This is a genomic window from Escherichia sp. MOD1-EC5950 (genome assembly GCF_002965345.1).
GTDB lineage: Bacteria > Pseudomonadota > Gammaproteobacteria > Enterobacterales > Enterobacteriaceae > Escherichia > Escherichia marmotae.
Window position 1 is genome coordinate 245,403 of record NZ_PTSR01000003.1, and the last position, 20,304, is coordinate 265,706.

Sequence of the window (20,304 nt, forward strand, 5' to 3'; positions counted from 1 at the left end):
CAATCAGATCTTTATAAATCAAAAAGATAAAAATTGGCACGCAAATTGTATTAACAGTTCAGCAGGACAATCCTGAACAAAGAAATCAAGAGGACAACATTATGGGTATTTTTTCTCGCTTTGCCGACATCGTGAATGCCAACATCAACGCCCTTTTAGAGAAGGCGGAAGACCCGCAGAAACTGGTGCGTCTGATGATCCAGGAGATGGAAGACACTTTGGTTGAAGTGCGTTCTACTTCGGCGCGTGCGCTGGCGGAAAAGAAACAACTGACTCGCCGGATTGAACAAGCGTCGGCTCGTGAAGTTGAGTGGCAGGAAAAAGCCGAACTGGCACTGCTGAAAGAGAGAGAAGATCTGGCGCGTGCAGCGTTAATTGAAAAACAGAAACTGACCGATCTGATTAAGTCCCTGGAACATGAAGTGACGTTGGTGGACGATACGCTGGCGCGCATGAAGAAAGAGATAGGCGAACTGGAAAACAAGTTGAGCGAAACCCGCGCTCGCCAGCAGGCATTAATGCTGCGTCATCAGGCGGCGAATTCGTCGCGCGATGTGCGCCGTCAGTTGGATAGCGGAAAACTTGATGAAGCGATGGCGCGTTTCGAATCTTTCGAACGTCGTATCGACCAGATGGAAGCAGAAGCAGAAAGCCACAGCTTTGGTAAACAACGATCGCTGGATGAGCAATTTGCTGAACTGAAAGCCGATGACGCAATCAGCGAGCAACTGGCGCAATTAAAAGCCAAAATGAAGCAAGATAATCAATAATAACACCCCAGGCGGCGTCTGAACGCGCCGCCGCTCATCGTCTAAGGAGTACTTATGAGCGCGCTATTTCTGGCTATTCCGTTAACCATTTTTGTGCTGTTTGTTTTGCCTATCTGGTTATGGCTGCATTACAGCAACCGCTCCAGCCGCGGTGAATTGTCGCAAAGTGAACAGCAGCGATTAGCGCAACTGGCAGATGAGGCAAAACGGATGCGTGAGCGTATTCAGGCGCTGGAGTCCATTCTTGATGCTGAACATCCGAACTGGAGGGATCGCTAATGGCGGGTATTAATCTCAATAAAAAATTATGGCGCATCCCACAACAGGGCATGGTGCGTGGTGTCTGCGCAGGGATTGCCAATTATTTTGATGTGCCCGTAAAACTGGTGCGTATTCTCGTGGTGCTGTCGATATTCTTCGGCCTGGCGCTGTTTACCCTGGTCGCTTACATCATCTTGTCATTTGCCCTTGACCCGATGCCGGACAATCTGGCGTTTGGTGAACAGCAACCTTCCAGTAGCGAACTGCTGGATGAAGTCGACCGTGAACTGGCGGCCAGCGAAACGCGTTTACGCGAGATGGAACGTTATGTCACTTCCGACACTTTCTCGCTACGTAGTCGTTTCCGTCAACTGTGAGGAAAGTTATGAATATTCGCTGGCAACAGGCCGGGCAAAAGGTGAAGCCAGGTTTCAAATTAGCAGGCAAGCTGGTACTTCTTACCGCACTGCGCTATGGCCCGGCGGGCGTTGCTGGCTGGGCGATAAAATCTGTTGCTCGTCGGCCGCTGAAAATGTTGCTGGCTGTGGCGCTGGAACCGCTGTTAAGTCGGGCCGCTAATAAACTGGCACAGCGCTATAAAAGGTGAGGGGAGTTTCGCAAAAATTGTTAAATCTCAGGCGTATAATGGATAGCAATTTTCATCCATAGAAGGACGCTTACATGTTTAAAAAAGGGTTACTAGCGCTGACGCTGGCGTTTTCACTGCCTGTTTTTGCCGCTGAACACTGGATTGATGTTCGCATTCCAGAACAGTATCAGCAAGAGCACGTTCAGGGAGCCATCAATATTCCCCTGAAGGAAGTGAAAGAGCGTATTGCCACCGCCGTTCCGGATAAAAACGACACCGTTAAAGTGTATTGCAACGCAGGGCGTCAGTCCGGACAGGCAAAAGAAATCCTCAGCGAAATGGGGTACACCCACGTTGAAAACGCCGGTGGTCTTAAAGATATTGAGATGCCGAAGGTCAAAGGTTAAAAGAATTACTCATTGAGCGGTGTAAATAACACCGCTTATTTATTTGATAAATCAAAATTAACCCACATTATTACCTCCAGCATCTCATCCTTTCTACAGCTTTCTGGCACAGGACAGCAATGAAGCGACTCAAAAATGAACTTAATGCGCTGGTGAATCGGGGTGTCGACAGACATCTGCGCCTCGCTGTAACCGGACTTAGCCGCAGTGGGAAAACAGCGTTTATCACCGCGATGGTTAATCAGTTGCTCAATATTCATGCCGGAGCACGTTTGCCGCTATTAAGTGCGGTGCGTGAAGATCGTCTGCTGGGCGTAAAACGCATTCCTCAGCGTGACTTTGGCATTCCGCGCTTCACCTATGATGAAGGTCTGGCGCAATTATATGGCGATCCTCCGGCCTGGCCGACGCCAACGCGCGGCGTCAGCGAAATCCGCCTGGCATTGCGTTATAAATCGAATGATTCGCTGCTGCGTCATTTCAAGGACACCTCCACGTTGTATCTGGAGATTGTTGATTATCCCGGCGAGTGGCTACTCGATTTGCCAATGCTGGCACAGGATTATTTAAGCTGGTCGCGGCAGATGACGGGCTTGCTTAATGGTCAGCGTGGCGAGTGGTCGGCAAAATGGCGGATGATGTGCGAAGGGCTGGACCCGTTAGCTCCTGCCGACGAAAATCGTCTTGCGGACATTGCCGCCGCGTGGACCGATTATCTCCACCATTGCAAGCAGCAGGGGCTGCACTTTATCCAGCCTGGTCGCTTTGTCTTGCCTGGCGATATGGCGGGAGCGCCTGCGTTGCAGTTCTTCCCGTGGCCGGATGTTGACGCCTGGGGTGAGTCCAAACTGGCACAGGCTGATAAACACACCAACGCCGGGATGCTGCGTGAGCGGTATAACTATTACTGCGAGAAAGTGGTGAAAGGTTTCTATAAGAATCACTTTCTGCGCTTCGACCGCCAGATTGTACTGGTGGATTGCCTGCAACCGCTCAACAGTGGTCCGCAGGCTTTTAACGATATGCGCCTGGCGCTGACGCAACTGATGCAGAGTTTTCATTATGGGCAGCGCACGCTGTTCCGGCGCTTGTTCTCGCCGGTTATCGACAAATTACTGTTTGCTGCGACGAAAGCGGACCATGTGACCATCGATCAGCACGCCAATATGGTTTCATTACTGCAACAACTGATTCAGGACGCCTGGCAAAATGCGGCGTTTGAAGGGATCAGCATGGATTGTCTGGGGCTGGCCTCAGTTCAGGCGACTACCAGCGGCATTATCGACGTTAACGGTGAGAAAATTCCGGCGCTGCGCGGCAATCGATTGAGCGATGGCGCACCGCTCACTGTTTATCCTGGCGAAGTTCCCGCACGTTTGCCCGGTCAGGCGTTCTGGGATAAGCAAGGTTTCCAGTTTGAGGCGTTTCGTCCGCAGGTAATGGATGTCGACAAACCGCTGCCGCATATTCGTCTTGATGCCGCGCTGGAATTTTTAATAGGAGATAAATTGCGATGACCGAACCGTTAAAACCACGTATTGATTTCGACGGTCCGCTGGAGGTCGATCAGAACCCTAAATTCAGGGCGCAGCAGACCTTTGACGAAAGTCAGGCGCAAAATTTTGCACCGGCGACGCTCGACGCAGCACAGGAAGAAGAAGGGCAAGTTGAAGCGGTGATGGATGCCGCATTACGCCCGAAACGCAGTCTGTGGCGCAAAATGGTGATGGGCGGGCTGACGCTGTTTGGCGTGAGCGTTGTTGGTCAGGGGGTGCAGTGGACGATGAATGCCTGGCAAACCCAGGACTGGGTGGCGCTGGGCGGTTGTGCCGCTGGGGCATTGATCATCGGCGCTGGCGTTGGCTCTGTGGTGACGGAGTGGCGGCGGTTATGGCGCTTGCGCCAGCGTGCTCATGAGCGTGATGAAGCGCGAGATTTGCTGCATAGCCACGGTACTGGAAAAGGGCGAGTTTTTTGTGAAAAGCTGGCGCAGCAGGCGGGGATCGATCAGTCGCATCCGGCGCTGCAACGCTGGTATGCCTCGATCCATGAAACGCAGAACGATCGCGAAGTCGTCAGTTTGTATGCCCATCTGGTTCAGCCGGTGCTGGATGCGCAGGCGCGCCGCGAAATCAGCCGTTCAGCGGCAGAATCTACGCTGATGATTGCCGTCAGTCCGCTGGCGCTGGTGGATATGGCGTTTATTGCCTGGCGCAATCTGCGGTTGATTAATCGCATCGCCACGCTGTATGGCATTGAACTGGGTTATTACAGCCGTTTGCGTCTGTTTAAACTGGTGCTGCTGAATATCGCTTTCGCCGGGGCCAGTGAACTGGTGCGCGAAGTGGGGATGGACTGGATGTCGCAGGATCTCGCCGCACGCTTGTCGACGCGCGCTGCCCAGGGGATTGGTGCCGGGCTACTGACTGCGCGTCTGGGAATTAAAGCTATGGAACTTTGCCGTCCGTTGCCGTGGATTGACGATGACAAACCCCGTCTGGGTGATTTCCGTCGTCAGCTTATCGGTCAGGTAAAAGAGACGCTGCAAAAGGGCAAAACGCCCAGCGAAAAATAACGCAATATCGGGTACTGATCGGATATCTTTACGCCGAAGTGCCCGTTTATTCGTCTTTGTGTCAATGTTTGTTGACAGAAACCTTCCTGCCACTCGAATAGTGTCATATCATCATATTAATTGTTCTTTTTTCAGGTGAAGGTTCCCATGCGTCTGGAAGTCTTTTGTGAAGACCGACTCGGTCTGACCCGCGAATTACTCGATCTACTAGTACTAAGAGGCATCGATTTACGCGGTATTGAGATTGACCCAATCGGGCGGATTTACCTTAATTTTGCCGAGCTGGATTTTGACAGTTTCAGCAGCCTGATGGCGGAAATTCGCCGTATAGCAGGTGTTACCGATGTACGCACGGTGTCGTGGATGCCTTCCGAGCGTGAACATCTGGCGCTGAGCGCATTGCTTGAGGCATTGCCTGAACCCGTGCTTTCTGTCGATATGAAAAGCAAAGTGGACATGGCGAATCCGGCGAGTTGTCAGCTATTTGGTCAGAAACTTGAGCGTTTACGCAATCATACCGCTGCGCAATTGATTAACGGATTTAATTTTTTACGTTGGCTGGAGAGTGACCCGCAGGATTCGCATAACGAACATGTGGTGATCAACGGGCAGAATTTCTTGATGGAGATAACGCCGGTCTATCTTCAGGATGAAAATGACCAGCACGTTTTGACTGGTGCGGTGGTGATGCTGCGTTCGACGATTCGTATGGGGCGTCAGTTGCAAAATGTGGCTGCGCAGGACGTCAGCGCCTTTAGCCAGATTGTCGCCGTTAGCTCGAAAATGAAACACGTTGTCGAGCAGGCGCAAAAACTGGCGATGTTAAGCGCGCCGCTACTGATCACGGGTGACACGGGTACAGGTAAAGATCTCTTTGCTTATGCCTGTCATCAAGCCAGCCCTCGTGCCGGTAAACCTTATCTGGCGCTGAACTGTGCATCTATTCCGGAAGATGCCGTTGAGAGCGAACTGTTTGGGCATGCCCCGGAAGGGAAGAAAGGGTTCTTTGAGCAAGCGAACGGCGGTTCGGTGCTGCTGGATGAGATTGGTGAGATGTCGCCACGGATGCAGGCTAAACTGCTGCGTTTCCTCAATGATGGCACCTTCCGTCGGGTTGGCGAAGATCATGAAGTGCATGTTGATGTGCGGGTGATTTGCGCGACGCAGAAGAATTTGGTTGAGCTGGTGCAAAAAGGCGTATTTCGGGAAGATCTCTATTATCGCCTGAACGTGTTGACGCTGAATCTGCCGCCGTTGCGTGACTGCCCGCAGGATATCATGCCGTTAACCGAATTGTTCGTCGCGCGCTTTGCCGACGAGCAGGGAGTGCCGCGTCCGAAATTGGCTGCCGATCTGAATACCGTGCTGACACGTTATGGTTGGCCGGGTAACGTGAGGCAATTGAAAAATGCGATTTACCGTGCACTAACGCAACTGGATGGCTACGAACTGCGCCCACAAGATATTTTGCTGCCAGATTATGACGCTGCTACCGTCCCTGTGGGGGAAGATGCGATGGAAGGTTCGCTGGATGAGATCACCAGCCGATTTGAACGATCGGTATTAACCCAGCTTTATCGCAATTACCCCAGCACGCGCAAACTGGCAAAACGTCTGGGTGTTTCCCATACCGCGATTGCCAACAAATTGCGTGAATACGGCCTGAGTCAGAAGAAGAGCGAAGAGTAAACACGTAAAATGCCTGATGGCGCAATACCATCAGGCATAATAACTTACGCTTTCAGTACAGCCAGAGCTGCGTCGTAATCCGGCTCGGTGGTGATTTCATTCACCAGTTGGCTGAAAATCACATTGTCATTTTCATCAATTACGACAACTGCGCGCGCTGCCAGGCCTTTCAAGGGGCCTTCAGCGATCTCAACACCGTAAGCTTGCAGGAATTCGCTATTACGGAAAGTGGAAAGGGTGATTACATTGTTCAGACCTTCCGCACCGCAGAAACGAGACTGGGCGAATGGCAGATCGGCAGAAATACACAGTACAACGGTGTTATCGATTTCTGTCGCCAGTTGGTTAAACTTACGTACTGATGCGGCGCAAACACCGGTATCAATACTCGGGAAAATGTTCAGCACTTTGCGTTTACCCACAAACTGACCGAGGGTGACGTCAGACAGATCTTTTGCCACGAGAGTAAAAGTCTGCGCTTTGCTACCCACTTGCGGGATGGAATTGGCGACTGTAACCGGGTTGCCCTGGAAATGAACGATTTGTGACATGATTATCTTTCCTGTTTACATATAGTTAACGTCACATCTAGTTTATGCTAACTGTCAATAACACAGCAAACGCTATTTGCGCTTAATCCGCAAACCACCGCGGCAACAAGGAGTAAAGATGAGAACCGTAAAGGTATTTGAGGAAGCCTGGCCGTTACATTCCCCGTTTGTGATTGCGCGAGGTAGCCGTAGTGAAGCGCGTGTGGTGGTGGTTGAACTGGAAGAGGATGGTGTTAAAGGCGTAGGGGAATGTACTCCCTATCCGCGCTACGGTGAAAGCGATGCTTCGGTAATGGCGCAAATTATGAGTGTTGTGCCGCAACTGGAAAAAGGACTGACACGAGAAGAGTTGCAAAAAATTTTGCCCGCTGGTGCGGCACGCAATGCGCTGGATTGTGCGTTGTGGGATCTCTGTGCGCGTAAACAGCAGCAGACGTTAGCTGAATTTATCGGCATAACGCTTCCCGACACTATTACCACGGCGCAGACAGTGGTTATTGGTACGCCGGATCAGATGGCCAGCAGTGCATCAGCACTCTGGCAGGCGGGGGCGAAATTGCTGAAAGTGAAGCTGGATAACCATCTTATTAGCGAGCGGATGGTGGCGATCCGCGCAGCGGTTCCGGATGCGACGTTGATTGTTGATGCTAATGAATCCTGGCGCGCGGAAGGGTTGGCGGCGCGATGTCAGTTGTTGGCTGATTTAGGCGTCGCTATGCTGGAACAGCCGCTCCCGGCACAGGACGATGCGGCGCTGGAGAATTTTATTCATCCGTTACCCATTTGTGCTGATGAAAGCTGCCATACCCGCAGTAACCTGAAGGCGCTGCAAGGGCGCTATGAGATGGTTAACATCAAACTCGATAAAACCGGCGGGCTAACAGAAGCGCTGGCGTTGGCGACCGAAGCGCGTGCACAAGGTTTTAGCCTGATGTTGGGCTGCATGCTATGTACTTCACGCGCCATTAGCGCCGTTTTACCGCTGGTGCCGCAGGTCAGTTTTGCTGATCTTGATGGCCCGACCTGGTTGGCGGTGGATGTGGAGCCGCCGCTACAGTTTACGACCGGCGAATTGCATCTTTAGGATGCCAACGCAGTAAATTCGCCATTGCAAAGAGATACTTTTCGCTGGCTTCATCTGAGGAGACAGGCGGAAACTCGGCGGTAATACAGTGCAAGTTCAGATCAGCACACCAACTGCCGAAGGAGCCGGGCGTTTCATAGCCGACGCTGGTCACCAGCGGTAATTCAAACGCCTGAGCCAGCCATTCACCTAATTCACTGTGCCTGGGATCTTCAATACAAGCCAGCGGATCGTGAAAAGAGACTATCCAGGCGGGTTGGATACGATGAATGAGCTGGCACAACGCCTGGGTTTCAGGTTCTGAGCCTGGTTTATCTCCGGTCAGCAAGACCACGTCGCGCTTTTCGGCGGCGCTGTTCCAGCGGTACACCGTTTCACCTTCTTTCCAGTTTGCTGCAGGAAAGTTTCTGTTCAAATCCACACCATTAGCATTGGCTCGTAAACCAAGCTGGCAACCGTCAGGATTCACACAGAGCACGACATGATGGCGGCGCAGAGAAGGGGTTAATGTGCGTAATGCGCAGGAGAGGGTGACGACGGAAGAATTTTCGTCGCCGTGGGTGCCAGCCAGAATCAACCCACTTTCGCTGCTGGCTGCAGACGCCGGAAACCAGATCAATGGCGCACCTAATAATGAACGTCCGTAATGTTCGGTTCCTGGCGGAAAAGCGCCCCGTTCGGCGCGCGGGCGGGTCACGGTCATAATCGTCTCGAATATAAGAAGTATTACAGGCAGTGTTGTGCAAATTTTGCGGATTATCAAATCCTTTTCGACAACGATATGTTATCGATCCTTTATCACTTTTTTACCGGAAGTTATTTGCATTTCTTCAAGGAGAAACAAATAATTACGCATCAATCTTAACATCGTTTTGAGGGTATCTTATGAAGCACTCTGTTTCAGTCACTTGTTGTGCGCTGTTAGTCAGCAGCATTTCCCTGTCGTATGCTGCAGATGTTCCGGGCGGCACAGTACTGGCAGAGAAACAGGAGTTGGTGCGCCACATTAAAGATGAGCCTGCATCATTAGATCCCGCGAAAGCCGTGGGTTTGCCAGAGATTCAGGTCATTCGCGATTTGTTTGAAGGGTTGGTGAATCAGAACGAGAAAGGCGAGATTGTGCCTGGCGTTGCTACCCAGTGGAAAAGTAATGACAACCGCATCTGGACTTTTACCCTGCGCGATAACGCCAAATGGGCCGATGGTACACCGGTAACGGCACAGGATTTTGTCTATAGCTGGCAGCGTCTGGTGGATCCGAAAACGTTGTCTCCGTTTGCCTGGTTTGCCGCACTGGCTGGAATCAACAACGCCCAGGCAATTATTGATGGTAAGGCTACGCCAGCTCAACTTGGCGTCACCGCTGTTGATGCCCATACTCTGAAAATTCAGCTTGATAAACCGTTGCCCTGGTTTGTGAATTTAACCGCTAACTTTGCTTTTTTCCCGGTGCAAAAAGCCAACGTTGAAAGTGGTAAAGAGTGGACGAAGCCCGGGAATCTGATCGGCAATGGTGCTTATGTACTTAAAGAGCGCGTAGTAAATGAAAAGCTGGTCGTGGTGCCGAATACCCATTATTGGGATAACGCTAAAACGGTGCTGCAGAAAGTGACTTTCCTGCCAATTAACCAGGAGTCCGCCGCGACCAAGCGCTATCTTGCAGGTGATATTGATATCACTGAATCCTTCCCAAAAAATATGTATCAGAAACTACTGAAGGATATTCCAGGGCAGGTTTATACGCCGCCGCAGTTGGGGACGTATTATTATGCATTTAACACGCAAAAAGGGCCAACGGCAGATCAACGTGTCCGTCTGGCATTAAGCATGACGATTGATCGTCGTCTGATGGCAGAAAAAGTATTAGGTACAGGTGAAAAGCCGGCATGGCATTTTACGCCAGATGTTACCGCCGGATTTACGCCAGAACCTTCGCCGTTTGAGCAAATGAGTCAGGAAGAACTGAATGCCCAGGCGAAAACATTGTTGAGCGCTGCCGGATATGGTCCACAGAAACCGTTGAAACTTACACTGCTGTATAACACTTCGGAAAATCACCAGAAAATTGCTATTGCCGTCGCGTCGATGTGGAAAAAGAATCTTGGTGTAGATGTCAAATTACAAAATCAGGAATGGAAAACCTATATCGATAGTCGTAACACCGGTAACTTTGATGTTATTCGCGCCTCGTGGGTCGGGGATTATAATGAACCATCGACTTTCTTGACGCTGTTAACATCAACGCACTCAGGGAATATTTCACGTTTTAACAATCCGGCATACGACAAGGTACTGGCTCAGGCATCGACTGAAAATACCGTTAAAGCGCGCAACGCCGATTACAACGCGGCAGAGAAAATCCTGATAGAACAAGCACCGATTGCGCCGATTTATCAATATACTAATGGTCGGTTAATCAAACCGTGGTTGAAAGGTTATCCAATTAATAACCCGGAAGATGTGGCGTATAGTCGGACTATGTATATAGTGAAGCATTAATATGATGTCATCTGGCGCGGTTAAGCGCGCCAGATTTAACAATCCCGATAAAATCCCTTCTTTTTTTAAATCCTCCCTATAAAAAATCATTCCAACGATGGAATTTTGAAATTTTCTGGCAATATCGAACATAAATAATAATCAAATGTTTTATTTGTCAGGTGTATTACATACGCTGAATATAAGCTGTGCTTTACTTTTCTTTACAACGTAAAGTGAATTGCATTCCTGGTGAAATATCTTCATTAGAAAACAGACATACAGCTAAAAAATGGGGTGGTAAAATGAAAAAACTTTCAGCTATTCCGTTAGTTATCTCGTTATTATTCATTAATTATTCCTCTTTAACGCTGGCCGCAGAATCACTGCCCGATGCCTCATCGCTGGGACTGGAAAACTTAACGAATGATCTCTCCCGGCAAGAATTGTTTGTGAAAATTCTGGAATCGGATCCTTCGCGTGATAAAGAGTTTGATTCCTTTGCTGTAAAAAAATATTTTAAATTTCCGGCTGATGTTGCTTACGATTCAGTATTGAATCAACCACGACCCAGTTCTTTATTTGGTGTGGATATCAGCCATCATAACGGCAGGAACTTCCCGATCGAACTGTTGGCAAAAAATAAGTCTGTGTTCTTGTATATGAAGTCCAGTCAAGGAACACGTTATGTTGATCCTGAATTCGCCGGCTTTTGGCAGCGGGCCGGCGATACTGAACGAGGGATAAAACTTCACCGTGGAGCCTACCACTTTCTTTCCAGCGGTACACCGGCAGACGACGCAGAATTGTGGGGACGCAAGCAGGCAATGACGTTTGTCAAAGTTATCAAAGCTAACGGTGGGCTAAGGGCGACAGACATGCCACCGGCAGTGGATGTTGAGTGGGATGTGGATTCATTAACGGGTAAGGACCGCTGGCAGAAGCGCAAACCTGCGGAAATTATAACAATGATCAAGGCTTTTACCGCGCAGGTAGAAGCCGATTTAGGGCGTAAACCGGTTATCTACACTGCACGTGCGTGGTGGAAAGATGCCGTTGGTGGGGAAAATAGTTTCGCCCAGGTCGCAGAACATAAACTGTGGCTGGCTGATTACTCTAATCAGGCACAGGCCAGTGAAACCCCGCGTTCAATTAACCAGACAAAATGGGCAATCTGGCAGTTTACCGATGCTGCACAGCTTAATTTGGGATCGAGTAAGAAATTCGATGCCAGTATTTATAAAGGACCGACTGCTGAGTTTTATTCCACTCTTGGTGTTCAGGAGTTTTAAATTATGAACAAACGATGGCTAATTTTATGTAAATCGGCCCTTGGGCTGTTCATTGCAGGAATATCACTGGGAATGACTGACGTCCTGGCAGATGATATTTGCAAAAATGGCGCAATGGTCCCTGATGAATATTGTCATTTTTTTATCCATTATGGCTCTGAGAACCCTGGGAGACTGGATATCCGAATCAGTGACGCATTAAAAATACCTGATCAGGATGCAGCAAAAACTCGCTCCATCGGGTTGATTATTGCAATTTCAAAATATCCACTTTTGCATGAGGATATTCCTGCCGCAGCGGTAGATGGCCAAAGAATGGCTGATTTCCTTATCAACGGACAGAAGTTTGATGAGGTTATTTTATTAAAAGATCAGGATGCATCGCTGGATAATATTAATTATTTTTTGAAAGAATATCTACCTGCCAGAGGGACGATGTTTGATAAGAAAGCCCGTTTGTTAATTGCTTATTCAGGACATGGGCGTTTTGGTACTCAAAATGGTAATTCTGATAAAGCACCGGCATTTGTTTTGAGTAATGCTACAGATATCGATGGTTCAAAAGGGATGTATGAAATGCCAGCGCTGAATGCACAGCTTAATATTCTGGCAAAGCGTTATTTCCATGTTCTGACTTTAGTCAATGCTTGCTTTGGTTCTGGCTTGTATGGCATGACCATCGGAGCGGGTAACTCTAACTCGTACAGTAATCCGGGTGCGTATGCAATAGCTGCCGGTGACGATAAAACAGAGGTTTACTCGCTGGATGCAAAGCGCGGAAGTGTCTTTTTTGATACAATTATCAAAGGGGTAACGAATGGTGTTGCCGACGAACGTTTTGGTAAGTCATATATGGTAAAGGTAGATGGTAAGAAAGAATACTATGCCGGAATAACCAGAACGTTGAGTTTATTTATCTATGTTAACGATCAATATTCAGATATTAATGAAAAGCTGGATGAACAAGGGAAGGGATTACATTTAAGTGATGCCTGGATTGGTGCAACAGAAATGCCCGCAGGCCCTGGGGGATTCTTCTTCATCAATGAGCCTGCGGCAAGTCGCCTGGATAATAAGACTCAACTGGCTGCGGGAAAAGCAGGAGAGTTTACTAATATCGATGTGGCATCATTCTCTATTGATAAGCCAGATTCTTCCCCCGCAGATAATCAAGAAAAAGATAATAAATCAATTGAGATTCCTTATGGTCCCGTAAGTGCAATTCCCAATCGTCCTGATATTCGTATTTTTAAAACGCCGGAGATTTATCCGATCCATGGACATGATATTTCATCTAATGATGGTGAGATCGACTGGAAATTGTTTCATGAAAAATCGTCTGCGCGTTTTGTATATACGAGAGTAGTTGGCTGGAGAGGTCCAGATTCATCATTTAAGTCTCACTGGAAACAATTAGCTGATTCCAAATTTGACCGTGGAGGTTATTTCAAATTTGATTTTTGTCGCACTCCTGAAGCACAACTGGAAACGGCAAAAAGCCTCCTGCCTGCTGATCCAAATATGTTACCGCCCGGTATTTTATTGGTAAACCCTGAAGGTGAAGATACAACTCAACTAGCCTGTTTTAAAAAATCGGGAATGGCGAAAGCACGTAATGATATTTTGCACTTTGCTGGTCTGGTCTATCAAAATTATCATAAGACCCCCATATTTTATGGCAATCATAATAATCTGTCCCACTTCATGGATAGTCGATTCGAGCAGTATATGGTGTGGATGGGGTATTGGGGACAAGCTGGCGTGAAGCTTGAGGGGCGCAATCCCTGGACGCTTTGGCAATATTCAGGGAATGAAACTGTACCGGGGATCGGCCACAGCACTGAGTCGGAAGTTTTCTTTGGTACTGAAGAACAGTATGTTCAGTTTAAAGCGGGTGAGAATAATGTAGCACTGGCTGCTGTTAATTGAAAAAATAAATAAGACTGGATGGCAAATATGTATATCGCCATCCAGTTTCTGCGGGTTGTTACTTCATCTGATCCGGCGGTGTAATATTATCCATATACAACGTCTGGCTTGGGAAGGCAAAATCTGCGCCATGCGACTGTACAATATCGATAATCTTCAAATAAACATCCTGTTGGACTGCCAGCCATTCGGCCCATACCGTGGTTTTGGTAAAGCAATAAACCATGATATTTAATGACGAGTCAGCAAACTGGTTGAAATAGACCAGTAAGGTTTGTCGCTGATCGATGTCGGGGTGATTTTTCAGCATTTCGCGTACTGCTTCGACAACGGCACCCACTTTTGCCGCATCTTCATAACGTAAACCGATGGTCGTAGTAATACGACGGTTGGTCATGCGTCCCGGGTTTTCTACGCTGATAGACGAAAACAGCGAGTTTGGCACGTACAGAGGACGGTGATCAAAGGTGTTTATTTTAGTGATACGCCAGCCAATTTCTGCCACCGTACCTTCGATATTTCTGTCCGGTGAACGGATCCAGTCGCCAATGCTAAAGGGGCGATCGAAATAGAGCATAATCCCGGAAAAGAAGTTACTCAAAATATCTTTACCGGCCATACCGACAGCAAGACCACCAATACCACCGAAGGTCAGCAACCCGGAAAGGCTCATACCAAAATGTTCACCGTAAAGCAGAACAATCACCACAATTATGCAGATTTTGATGATACGTGACATAATCCGCGCACTGGTGATATCACGGCCTTTTTTTATCTGTTGTTTTTCAAACTGGTTAATCAGAAGGAATAACTTAACCGTCAGAATAAGCGCAATCAGTGACGTACAAATAAAATCGACGGCGTCTGGTGTGATAAATTTGAGTTTGTAATTTTCAATGACATAATTAATGATGCTGCCAACAGCACTAATAATTATGGTGTAGATCAAAAATTGAACCGCATGGAATAAGAATCCTTTCTTGTTACGATTCCCACGACGAAACAAAAAGCTCATCAGAATCAATGCTGCGCAGCTACCGAAAATAATGACCAGATTAAGCGCATTATTTGTAAACAGTTCAGCGATCATTGTTTTATCAGGCTCCTCCAGATTGGTTGAAGTCATGCCGGAAACCCCTGGCGGGGCTATTTTACCGCGACAAATGATTCATATCATCAATAGTAAGGGAAGGAAGTAGCAACATCAGCGAATTGATCAATAGATTGATGATATAAACGTCAACAATCTGACGCCTTCAGAGCAGACAACGACAAAATGTCATGGTATTGTTACGCATAAGTAACAGAGAGTTTGTTTGCACAAGGATTACATTATGATCATGATGAAATTAAAGTCAGCGAGGGGAAGAAAGTTTCTCTTAGGCTTGTTGGCGGTTTTTATTATTGCGGCGTCGGTGGTGACTCGCGCAACCATTGGTGGTGTTATTGAACAATATAATATTCCGCTGTCTGACTGGACGACATCAATGTATGTGATTCAATCTTCGATGATTTTCGTGTACAGCCTGGTTTTTACCGTGTTGCTGGCAATCCCGCTGGGAATTTATTTCCTCGGCGGCGATGAGAAATAAGCAAGAAGAAAAGGCCCGAAGTATCGGGCCTCGTGAGTAATTAAAGAACGATTAATCGTCGTCGTCTTCTTCTTCGTCATCCAGTTCAACTGGCGTCTGGTATTGATCGGGTTTGATTACCAGCAGGTCGCAACGGAGATGATCAATCACCTGTTCCGCCGTATTGCCAAGGAATGCCGCGGAAATTCCGGTTCGTCCTACGGTGCCAAGAACGACAATTCCTGCCTGCAAATGTTCCGCCAGATCAGGAATCACTTCTTCCGGCAGACCTTTTTCGACGTGCGTCATGTTTTCATTAATACCGAATTTCTGCCGCAGGGCTTTCATCGCCAGCAAATGTTGTCCGCGGATAGCGTCGTTATAAACGCTTGGATCAAATTCCGGCAGCTCAATAGCAATATTAATAGGAGTAACGGGATACGCGCCAACCAGATGGACTTCGGTGTGATTCACCTGTGCAGCCAGTTCAATCGTCTCTTTCACCAGTTTTTCATTGAGCGCATTATGATACGGCTCTTCGCTGGCGAGATTTACTGCCACCAACGCCTTACCGCCTTCCGGCCACGGTTGATCTTTCACCATCCACACCGGACTTGGGCATTTACGCAACAGATGCCAGTCGGTAGGGGTAAAGATAACCGCTTCCAGACGATCATGTTGGTGTGCCATTTTCAGGACTAAATCGTGCCCACCGCTGACCACTTCCTGAATGATGGCTTCGAAAGGACGGTTATGCCAGACCACTTTGATTTCAATGGGGACGCCAGCGTTAAGATAATATTTCGCCTGCTCGTGTATCCACGCAGTTCGCTGACTGATAACACCCTGACGCATGGCGGTGCGCTCGTCCGGGGAGAGCAGGGTAGTCATTTCGTATGAGAAATCATAAATCGGCAAAAAAGCTTTAATTTTGCCACCAATCCGTTGATGTAAATAAACAGCTCGCCGTAATGCTGGTTGATCGTCCTGGTTAGGATCGATAACAACGAGCATGTTCTGATACATAGCCATACAGGGTCTCCTTACAACAACTGTCAATGCAGTTTGTAATTAAAAGATTAACCCATATCTGGTGAATGAAACAGTGATGAACCTTCTGCCAGATCAATAAATCAGAAAAATTTAATGATATGACAGAAGGATAGTCGATTATGCGGAAAAATCAGGCGACGTTGCGCGTATGACCAGCAAGCAGGGCCAGCGCATCGTTATTTTCGATGGTGATGTATTTACCTTTGACTGCCAGCATGCCGCTTTTTTGGAAGCGTCCCAGCAGACGGCTGATGGTTTCTACCGTCAGGCCCAGGTAGTTGCCGATATCGCCACGAGTCATCGTCAGGCGGAATTCACGAGGGGAGAAGCCGCGTTGGGCAAAACGACGGGACAGGTTGTAGATAAAAGCAGCCAGACGTTCTTCTGCATTTTTCTTCGACAGCAGCAGAATCATGTCCTGATCGCCTTTAATTTCACCGCTCATCAGACGCATCATCTGCTGACGCAGATTCGGCATTTTACCAGACAGATCGTCCAGTGTTTCGAACGGGATTTCACATACCATTGACGTTTCCAGCGCCTGGGCGAAGCTAGGGTGATGACCGCTGCCAATAGCGTCAAAACCTACCAGATCGCCTGCTAAATGGAAGCCAGTGATTTGCTCGTCGCCTTGCTCTGTGATGGTATAACTTTTAATCGTACCGGAGCGGATGGCATAAAGCGATTTAAGTTCATCACCAGCCTTAAACAGCGTCTGGCCTTTCTGAATAGGCTTCTTTCGCTCAATGATATTATCAAGCTGATCAAGCTCATGTTCGTTTAGTGTGAACGGGATGCAAAGCTGACTGATGCTGCAATCCTGGCAATGGATAGCACAACCGCCAGACTGAATGCGCCGTATAATTCGCTTTTCCGGGATCATAGGTCTGCTCAAGCCGTAATTGATATTTGTCAATTTTAACATCTTTTTAGGGAGCAAGTAAGTCTAAGCAAACCTTAACAGCGGAGAATTCCGATAATAGATGTAAATATATATCTATCTACTTGAAAATTCTTAAATTATTAAGGATGGCTTTACATAAAACTGTGAGCAAACCGGCACAAATTGTTTAAGGTCTACAGCAGCAGATAGCCTTCATGGCGCAATAACCACTCTTTTCGCTGCACTCCGCCTGCATATCCGGTCATCGTGCCGTTTCGTCCAATAACCCGGTGGCAAGGTACGACAATACTGATCGGATTTGAACCGTTCGCCGCGCCAACGGCGCGCGCTGCGCCCGGACGACCCAGATGTTCTGCCAGTTGACCGTAATGCATTACCTGGCCACAAGGAATAGTGCGCAATGTTTTCCACACTTCCCGCTGAAATGGAGTACCACCAGTAGCGGTAGGAAGGGTATCAATAATGCTAAGATTACCGGCAAAATAGTCGCGAAGTTTGTCGCTAAGACCGCCGGGATTGGTTGCGGAAATTCGCTCATAACCTTCTTTGCGATAATGGATGTCCAGCAATTGCACCATGCGATCACTGTACTCTTCCCATTCAACCGCCCGCAGACGGAATTGTTCATCGCAAATCACCCATAGTGGACCCAATGGGGTGGCAATTTTTTCTTCAAGTAATCTCAGCATCCGTTCTCTCTCAAGACAAACGTGGGTAAAACCCGGACTAATCAGTAGACCGACAAGATACCATGCCAGCAATATCAGCAGCCATACCACCAAGAATATAAGAGGAGACAGTAAGGCTAACAAATTGTAGGTATCCAGTTTGGCGACTGGCTTATATCGTTGCAGGAGTCAGAGAAACAGAGATATTAGTGCTGATGGTTATATAGAGGTGCAAACAATGCAAAAAAGGGGGCAGGCAGCCACTGCTGATCGCGTTTTTAGTCTGCGAATGTGATTATCTTCTGCGCACGCATAAAAAAATAGAGCCTGTCGACATCCGCCAGACTCTACAGTACACACAGCAGTGCATCCGCGTCTTTATTCCGGCCTGGGTTCCTGTCTGCCGGTGACAGTGTTATAACGGTTTTACCACTCTGTTGCCAATTTTCTTCAGTGACCGGTTTCACGAAAATATAAGTTAAATCAGCCGCTATACAACTGAGTCATCATGCATTAATGCTTCGCCGTAATATATGTTGTTCCTAATCTGCATACGGGAAATTGCGCCAGACCGTTGTCGGCCTGATGGGGCACAGTTATTATATCGCGCTCTGTATTGCGTGAGGATGCTACATGAACCCTGACGACAAATCGCTGTTTCTTGACGCCATGGAAGATGTCCAGCCACTGAAATGCGCTACTGATGTCTACTGGCATCCAACGCGTAACCAACGTGCGCCGCAGCGTATAGATACGCTGCAACTTGATAATTTTCTCACCACCGGATTTCTTGACATTATTCCACTAAACCAGCCGCTGGAATTTCGTCGGGAAGGGTTGCAACATGGGGTGATTGATAAGCTACGCAGCGGCAAATATCCGCAGCAGGCCAGCCTGAATTTACTGCGCCAGCCGGTGGAGGAGTGCCGTAAAATGGTATTCAGTTTTATTCATCAGGCGCTGGCGGACGGCTTGCGAAATGTGCTTATTATTCATGGCAAAGGGCGGGAAGATAAATCACACGCGAATATTATTCGTAGCTATGTGGCGCGTTGGCTGACGGAGTTCGAAGACGTACAGGCCTATTGCACCGCACTACCGCATCATGGCGGTAGCGGGGCATGTTACGTCGCGCTGCGTAAAACGGTGCAGGCGAAGCTGGAAAACTGGGAACGCCACGCTAAACGTAGTCGATAATTAAATGACGCTTCCGCGTTTTTGAATATATCAGGCGGCTAACACGCGGTTGCGTCCGTCATTTTTTGCCCGATACAAGGCATCATCAACACGCTTAAACAGTTCATCGATGTTTTCATTTCCTTCGTGATGCGCCACGCCAATACTGACTGTGAAGCGCGGTAAGCCCGAAATACTCACTTTTGCCACGCTCAAGCGGATAGTTTCAGCCAACGAAAGTGCAGTATCCAACGGGGTTCTCGGCAACAATAAGACGAACTCTTCCCCCCCCCAACGAAACACCAAATCGCCTTTGCGGGCGCAACTTTCAAGAGTATGGGCAAGCGAGCATAACACTTCATCTCCTTTCTGATGACCGTATAAGTCATTGATATGCTTAAAACGATCGGTGTCGATGAGCAACAAACTATAATCCTGAGCTATTGCCAGGTGCTGCATCTGTCCGGGGTCGGTTATGTGATAAAACTGCCGACGGTTGAGTAATCCCGTTAGTGCATCATGGTGGGCTGCATGTTCCAGTTGTTCCTCCAGCCGTTTTTGCTCTGTAATATCATGTACGATGCATAACATTAACCTGTCGCCGTAAATCTCAATTGGCCCGGCATAAGTTTGCACATGCCGAATGGAGCCATCTGCCAGTTTATGGACAAAATTGAGAGGCTTATGGCCGCCGGGCAACCGTGAAATTTCATGCATGACTGGCATGATGCGACGCCCAAGCATATTTATTTCCCAGGTGTGCTTCTGACACATTGTTTCATGGTTGTAGCCGTAGAAATTGAGCGCGGCCAGATTAGCATCGACGATTTGGCCATCACGTGAGGGATCAATTAACAGCATCGGTGCAGAGTTGGTCAGAAAAAAACGAGCATAAAACCCTTGTTTTTTACGCTGATAATTCGCTGAACGACTGGCTTTTAACCCCAGTGTTGCTGGAGTTTCCATTCCTTCGAAGATAATTACTTTTCCCGTCTCACTCATCTCTTTGAGGGTCAATCGGCAGCTTAATGCCGCCTCTTCACCATTACGCTGGACAGTGAGAATTTCTACAATATCGAGCTGGTTATGCAAGTCTGTGAGGTATTTAGGAAGCTCGTTTTGCGAGGAGATGGAATAGAGGCCGGTACGTAGCTGACTAAAGGTGAGTTCTTGCATCAAAAGTCGCGCTGCACTATTGGCATAAATTAATTGTTCTTCAAAGGGGGAAACGATCCAGACAGGACTGGTTAATAAGTCCAGAGTATTGAAGTTGTGCGTAGTCATTGAAATCCCGTTATTTTTATCAA

21 protein-coding genes and 1 pseudogene are annotated in these 20,304 nt (G+C 48.1%); 14 read left to right on the forward strand and 8 right to left on the reverse strand.

What is annotated here, in order from left to right:
• Window positions 1–101: 101 nt before the first annotated feature.
• The 8 genes from pspA to tyrR all read left to right on the forward strand — a co-directional run bounded on the left by pspA (window position 102) and on the right by tyrR (window position 6,291).
• Window positions 102–770: a phage shock protein PspA gene (gene pspA, locus BEA93_RS05920; protein WP_000511027.1), complete on the forward strand. Its 669-nt coding sequence runs from the start codon at window positions 102–104 to the stop codon at window positions 768–770.
• 54 nt (window positions 771–824) lie between these two features.
• Window positions 825–1,049 carry an envelope stress response membrane protein PspB gene (gene pspB, locus BEA93_RS05925; protein ID WP_001274965.1) on the forward strand — a complete coding sequence of 75 codons (225 nt, stop codon included), beginning with the start codon at window positions 825–827 and terminating at the stop codon, window positions 1,047–1,049.
• The gene (pspC, locus tag BEA93_RS05930; protein ID WP_085448981.1) at window positions 1,049–1,408 is read left to right on the forward strand and encodes an envelope stress response membrane protein PspC; all 360 of its coding nucleotides are present in this window, start codon (window positions 1,049–1,051) and stop codon (window positions 1,406–1,408) included. Before pspB ends, pspC begins: the two co-directional genes overlap by 1 nt.
• Before the next feature lie 8 nt (window positions 1,409–1,416).
• Complete coding sequence (pspD, locus tag BEA93_RS05935; RefSeq protein WP_001469239.1) at window positions 1,417–1,638, forward strand: phage shock protein PspD; 222 nt, start codon at window positions 1,417–1,419, stop codon at window positions 1,636–1,638.
• A 74-nt stretch (window positions 1,639–1,712) separates the two neighbouring features.
• Window positions 1,713–2,027 carry a thiosulfate sulfurtransferase PspE gene (gene pspE / locus BEA93_RS05940; protein ID WP_000473116.1) on the forward strand — a complete coding sequence of 105 codons (315 nt, stop codon included), beginning with the start codon at window positions 1,713–1,715 and terminating at the stop codon, window positions 2,025–2,027.
• Window positions 2,028–2,146: 119 nt separating this feature from the next.
• The gene (locus BEA93_RS05945) at window positions 2,147–3,544 is read left to right on the forward strand and encodes a YcjX family protein (RefSeq protein ID WP_016248745.1); all 1,398 of its coding nucleotides are present in this window, start codon (window positions 2,147–2,149) and stop codon (window positions 3,542–3,544) included.
• Complete coding sequence (locus tag BEA93_RS05950) at window positions 3,541–4,602, forward strand: YcjF family protein (protein ID WP_000138736.1); 1,062 nt, start codon at window positions 3,541–3,543, stop codon at window positions 4,600–4,602. Before BEA93_RS05945 ends, BEA93_RS05950 begins: the two co-directional genes overlap by 4 nt.
• A 147-nt stretch (window positions 4,603–4,749) precedes the next feature.
• Window positions 4,750–6,291 carry a transcriptional regulator TyrR gene (gene tyrR / locus BEA93_RS05955; protein ID WP_001516475.1) on the forward strand — a complete coding sequence of 514 codons (1,542 nt, stop codon included), beginning with the start codon at window positions 4,750–4,752 and terminating at the stop codon, window positions 6,289–6,291.
• Between the two features lie 44 nt (window positions 6,292–6,335).
• On the opposite strand, the gene tpx is transcribed toward tyrR, so the two are convergent.
• Window positions 6,336–6,842, reverse strand: a complete 507-nt coding sequence (gene tpx / locus BEA93_RS05960) for a thiol peroxidase (RefSeq protein WP_105224585.1) — start codon at window positions 6,840–6,842, stop codon at window positions 6,336–6,338.
• Window positions 6,843–6,960: 118 nt separating this feature from the next.
• Here tpx and ycjG point away from each other — a divergent pair, with 118 nt between their 5' ends.
• Window positions 6,961–7,926 (forward strand): L-Ala-D/L-Glu epimerase, encoded by a 966-nt coding sequence (ycjG, locus tag BEA93_RS05965; RefSeq protein WP_001516473.1) that lies wholly within the window; start codon window positions 6,961–6,963, stop codon window positions 7,924–7,926.
• Here the strand turns inward: ycjG and mpaA are convergent.
• Entirely contained in the window at window positions 7,901–8,629 is a 729-nt protein-coding gene (gene mpaA / locus BEA93_RS05970; protein WP_001516472.1) for a murein tripeptide amidase MpaA, read from the reverse strand. The two genes, ycjG and mpaA, sit on opposite strands and share 26 nt — an antisense overlap.
• A 182-nt stretch (window positions 8,630–8,811) precedes the next feature.
• Between mpaA and mppA the strand changes: the two genes are divergently transcribed.
• The 3 genes from mppA to BEA93_RS05985 all read left to right on the forward strand — a co-directional run bounded on the left by mppA (window position 8,812) and on the right by BEA93_RS05985 (window position 13,625).
• A complete protein-coding gene (mppA, locus tag BEA93_RS05975; protein WP_016262045.1) occupies window positions 8,812–10,425 on the forward strand; it encodes a murein tripeptide ABC transporter substrate-binding protein MppA in 1,614 nt (537 codons plus the stop codon).
• Window positions 10,426–10,613: 188 nt separating this feature from the next.
• Window positions 10,614–11,696 (forward strand): glycoside hydrolase family 25 protein, encoded by a 1,083-nt coding sequence (locus BEA93_RS05980; RefSeq protein WP_233432056.1) that lies wholly within the window; start codon window positions 10,614–10,616, stop codon window positions 11,694–11,696.
• Window positions 11,697–11,699: 3 nt separating this feature from the next.
• A complete protein-coding gene (locus tag BEA93_RS05985) occupies window positions 11,700–13,625 on the forward strand; it encodes a GH25 family lysozyme (protein WP_105224584.1) in 1,926 nt (641 codons plus the stop codon).
• Window positions 13,626–13,683: 58 nt separating this feature from the next.
• Here BEA93_RS05985 and ynaI read toward each other — a convergent pair whose 3' ends face one another.
• Entirely contained in the window at window positions 13,684–14,715 is a 1,032-nt protein-coding gene (ynaI, locus tag BEA93_RS05990; protein ID WP_001516470.1) for a low conductance mechanosensitive channel YnaI, read from the reverse strand.
• Window positions 14,716–14,959: 244 nt separating this feature from the next.
• On the opposite strand from ynaI, the gene BEA93_RS05995 reads away from it, so the two are divergent.
• Complete coding sequence (locus BEA93_RS05995) at window positions 14,960–15,217, forward strand: DUF2534 family protein (RefSeq protein ID WP_000605648.1); 258 nt, start codon at window positions 14,960–14,962, stop codon at window positions 15,215–15,217.
• A 51-nt stretch (window positions 15,218–15,268) separates the two neighbouring features.
• On the opposite strand, the gene uspE is transcribed toward BEA93_RS05995, so the two are convergent.
• From uspE to BEA93_RS26315, 4 genes and pseudogenes are all read right to left on the reverse strand, one after another.
• On the reverse strand, window positions 15,269–16,228 hold the full coding sequence (gene uspE, locus BEA93_RS06000) for a universal stress protein UspE (protein ID WP_001516469.1): 960 nt from the start codon (window positions 16,226–16,228) through the stop codon (window positions 15,269–15,271).
• Between the two features lie 151 nt (window positions 16,229–16,379).
• Window positions 16,380–17,132: a fumarate/nitrate reduction transcriptional regulator Fnr gene (gene fnr / locus BEA93_RS06005; protein ID WP_000611910.1), complete on the reverse strand. Its 753-nt coding sequence runs from the start codon at window positions 17,130–17,132 to the stop codon at window positions 16,380–16,382.
• 194 nt (window positions 17,133–17,326) lie between these two features.
• A complete protein-coding gene (gene ogt, locus BEA93_RS06010; protein WP_001516468.1) occupies window positions 17,327–17,842 on the reverse strand; it encodes a methylated-DNA--[protein]-cysteine S-methyltransferase in 516 nt (171 codons plus the stop codon).
• Between the two features lie 10 nt (window positions 17,843–17,852).
• A pseudogene (locus tag BEA93_RS26315) lies at window positions 17,853–18,007 on the reverse strand (p-aminobenzoyl-glutamate transporter); the annotation flags it as partial.
• A 447-nt stretch (window positions 18,008–18,454) separates the two neighbouring features.
• On the opposite strand from BEA93_RS26315, the gene smrA reads away from it, so the two are divergent.
• Entirely contained in the window at window positions 18,455–19,018 is a 564-nt protein-coding gene (gene smrA / locus BEA93_RS06015; protein WP_001516467.1) for a DNA endonuclease SmrA, read from the forward strand.
• A 30-nt stretch (window positions 19,019–19,048) separates the two neighbouring features.
• Here the strand turns inward: smrA and BEA93_RS06020 are convergent, their stop codons facing one another.
• Window positions 19,049–20,281 carry a sensor domain-containing diguanylate cyclase gene (locus tag BEA93_RS06020; RefSeq protein WP_000207190.1) on the reverse strand — a complete coding sequence of 411 codons (1,233 nt, stop codon included), beginning with the start codon at window positions 20,279–20,281 and terminating at the stop codon, window positions 19,049–19,051.
• Window positions 20,282–20,304: the final 23 nt, after the last annotated feature.

Bases quoted from the DNA above. Each gene is read 5' to 3' on its own strand.
- pspA (WP_000511027.1), top strand. From the start codon at position 102: ATGGGTATTTTTTCTCGCTTTGCCGACATCGTGAATGCCAACATCAAC.
- pspB (WP_001274965.1), top strand. From the start codon at position 825: ATGAGCGCGCTATTTCTGGCTATTCCGTTAACCATTTTTGTGCTGTTT.
- pspC (WP_085448981.1), top strand. From the start codon at position 1,049: ATGGCGGGTATTAATCTCAATAAAAAATTATGGCGCATCCCACAACAG.
- pspD (WP_001469239.1), top strand. From the start codon at position 1,417: ATGAATATTCGCTGGCAACAGGCCGGGCAAAAGGTGAAGCCAGGTTTC.
- pspE (WP_000473116.1), top strand. From the start codon at position 1,713: ATGTTTAAAAAAGGGTTACTAGCGCTGACGCTGGCGTTTTCACTGCCT.
- BEA93_RS05945 (WP_016248745.1), top strand. From the start codon at position 2,147: ATGAAGCGACTCAAAAATGAACTTAATGCGCTGGTGAATCGGGGTGTC.
- BEA93_RS05950 (WP_000138736.1), top strand. From the start codon at position 3,541: ATGACCGAACCGTTAAAACCACGTATTGATTTCGACGGTCCGCTGGAG.
- tyrR (WP_001516475.1), top strand. From the start codon at position 4,750: ATGCGTCTGGAAGTCTTTTGTGAAGACCGACTCGGTCTGACCCGCGAA.
- tpx (WP_105224585.1), bottom strand. From the start codon at position 6,842: ATGTCACAAATCGTTCATTTCCAGGGCAACCCGGTTACAGTCGCCAAT.
- ycjG (WP_001516473.1), top strand. From the start codon at position 6,961: ATGAGAACCGTAAAGGTATTTGAGGAAGCCTGGCCGTTACATTCCCCG.
- mpaA (WP_001516472.1), bottom strand. From the start codon at position 8,629: ATGACCGTGACCCGCCCGCGCGCCGAACGGGGCGCTTTTCCGCCAGGA.
- mppA (WP_016262045.1), top strand. From the start codon at position 8,812: ATGAAGCACTCTGTTTCAGTCACTTGTTGTGCGCTGTTAGTCAGCAGC.
- BEA93_RS05985 (WP_105224584.1), top strand. From the start codon at position 11,700: ATGAACAAACGATGGCTAATTTTATGTAAATCGGCCCTTGGGCTGTTC.
- ynaI (WP_001516470.1), bottom strand. From the start codon at position 14,715: ATGATCGCTGAACTGTTTACAAATAATGCGCTTAATCTGGTCATTATT.
- BEA93_RS05995 (WP_000605648.1), top strand. From the start codon at position 14,960: ATGATCATGATGAAATTAAAGTCAGCGAGGGGAAGAAAGTTTCTCTTA.
- uspE (WP_001516469.1), bottom strand. From the start codon at position 16,228: ATGGCTATGTATCAGAACATGCTCGTTGTTATCGATCCTAACCAGGAC.
- fnr (WP_000611910.1), bottom strand. From the start codon at position 17,132: ATGATCCCGGAAAAGCGAATTATACGGCGCATTCAGTCTGGCGGTTGT.
- ogt (WP_001516468.1), bottom strand. From the start codon at position 17,842: ATGCTGAGATTACTTGAAGAAAAAATTGCCACCCCATTGGGTCCACTA.
- smrA (WP_001516467.1), top strand. From the start codon at position 18,455: ATGAACCCTGACGACAAATCGCTGTTTCTTGACGCCATGGAAGATGTC.
- BEA93_RS06020 (WP_000207190.1), bottom strand. From the start codon at position 20,281: ATGACTACGCACAACTTCAATACTCTGGACTTATTAACCAGTCCTGTC.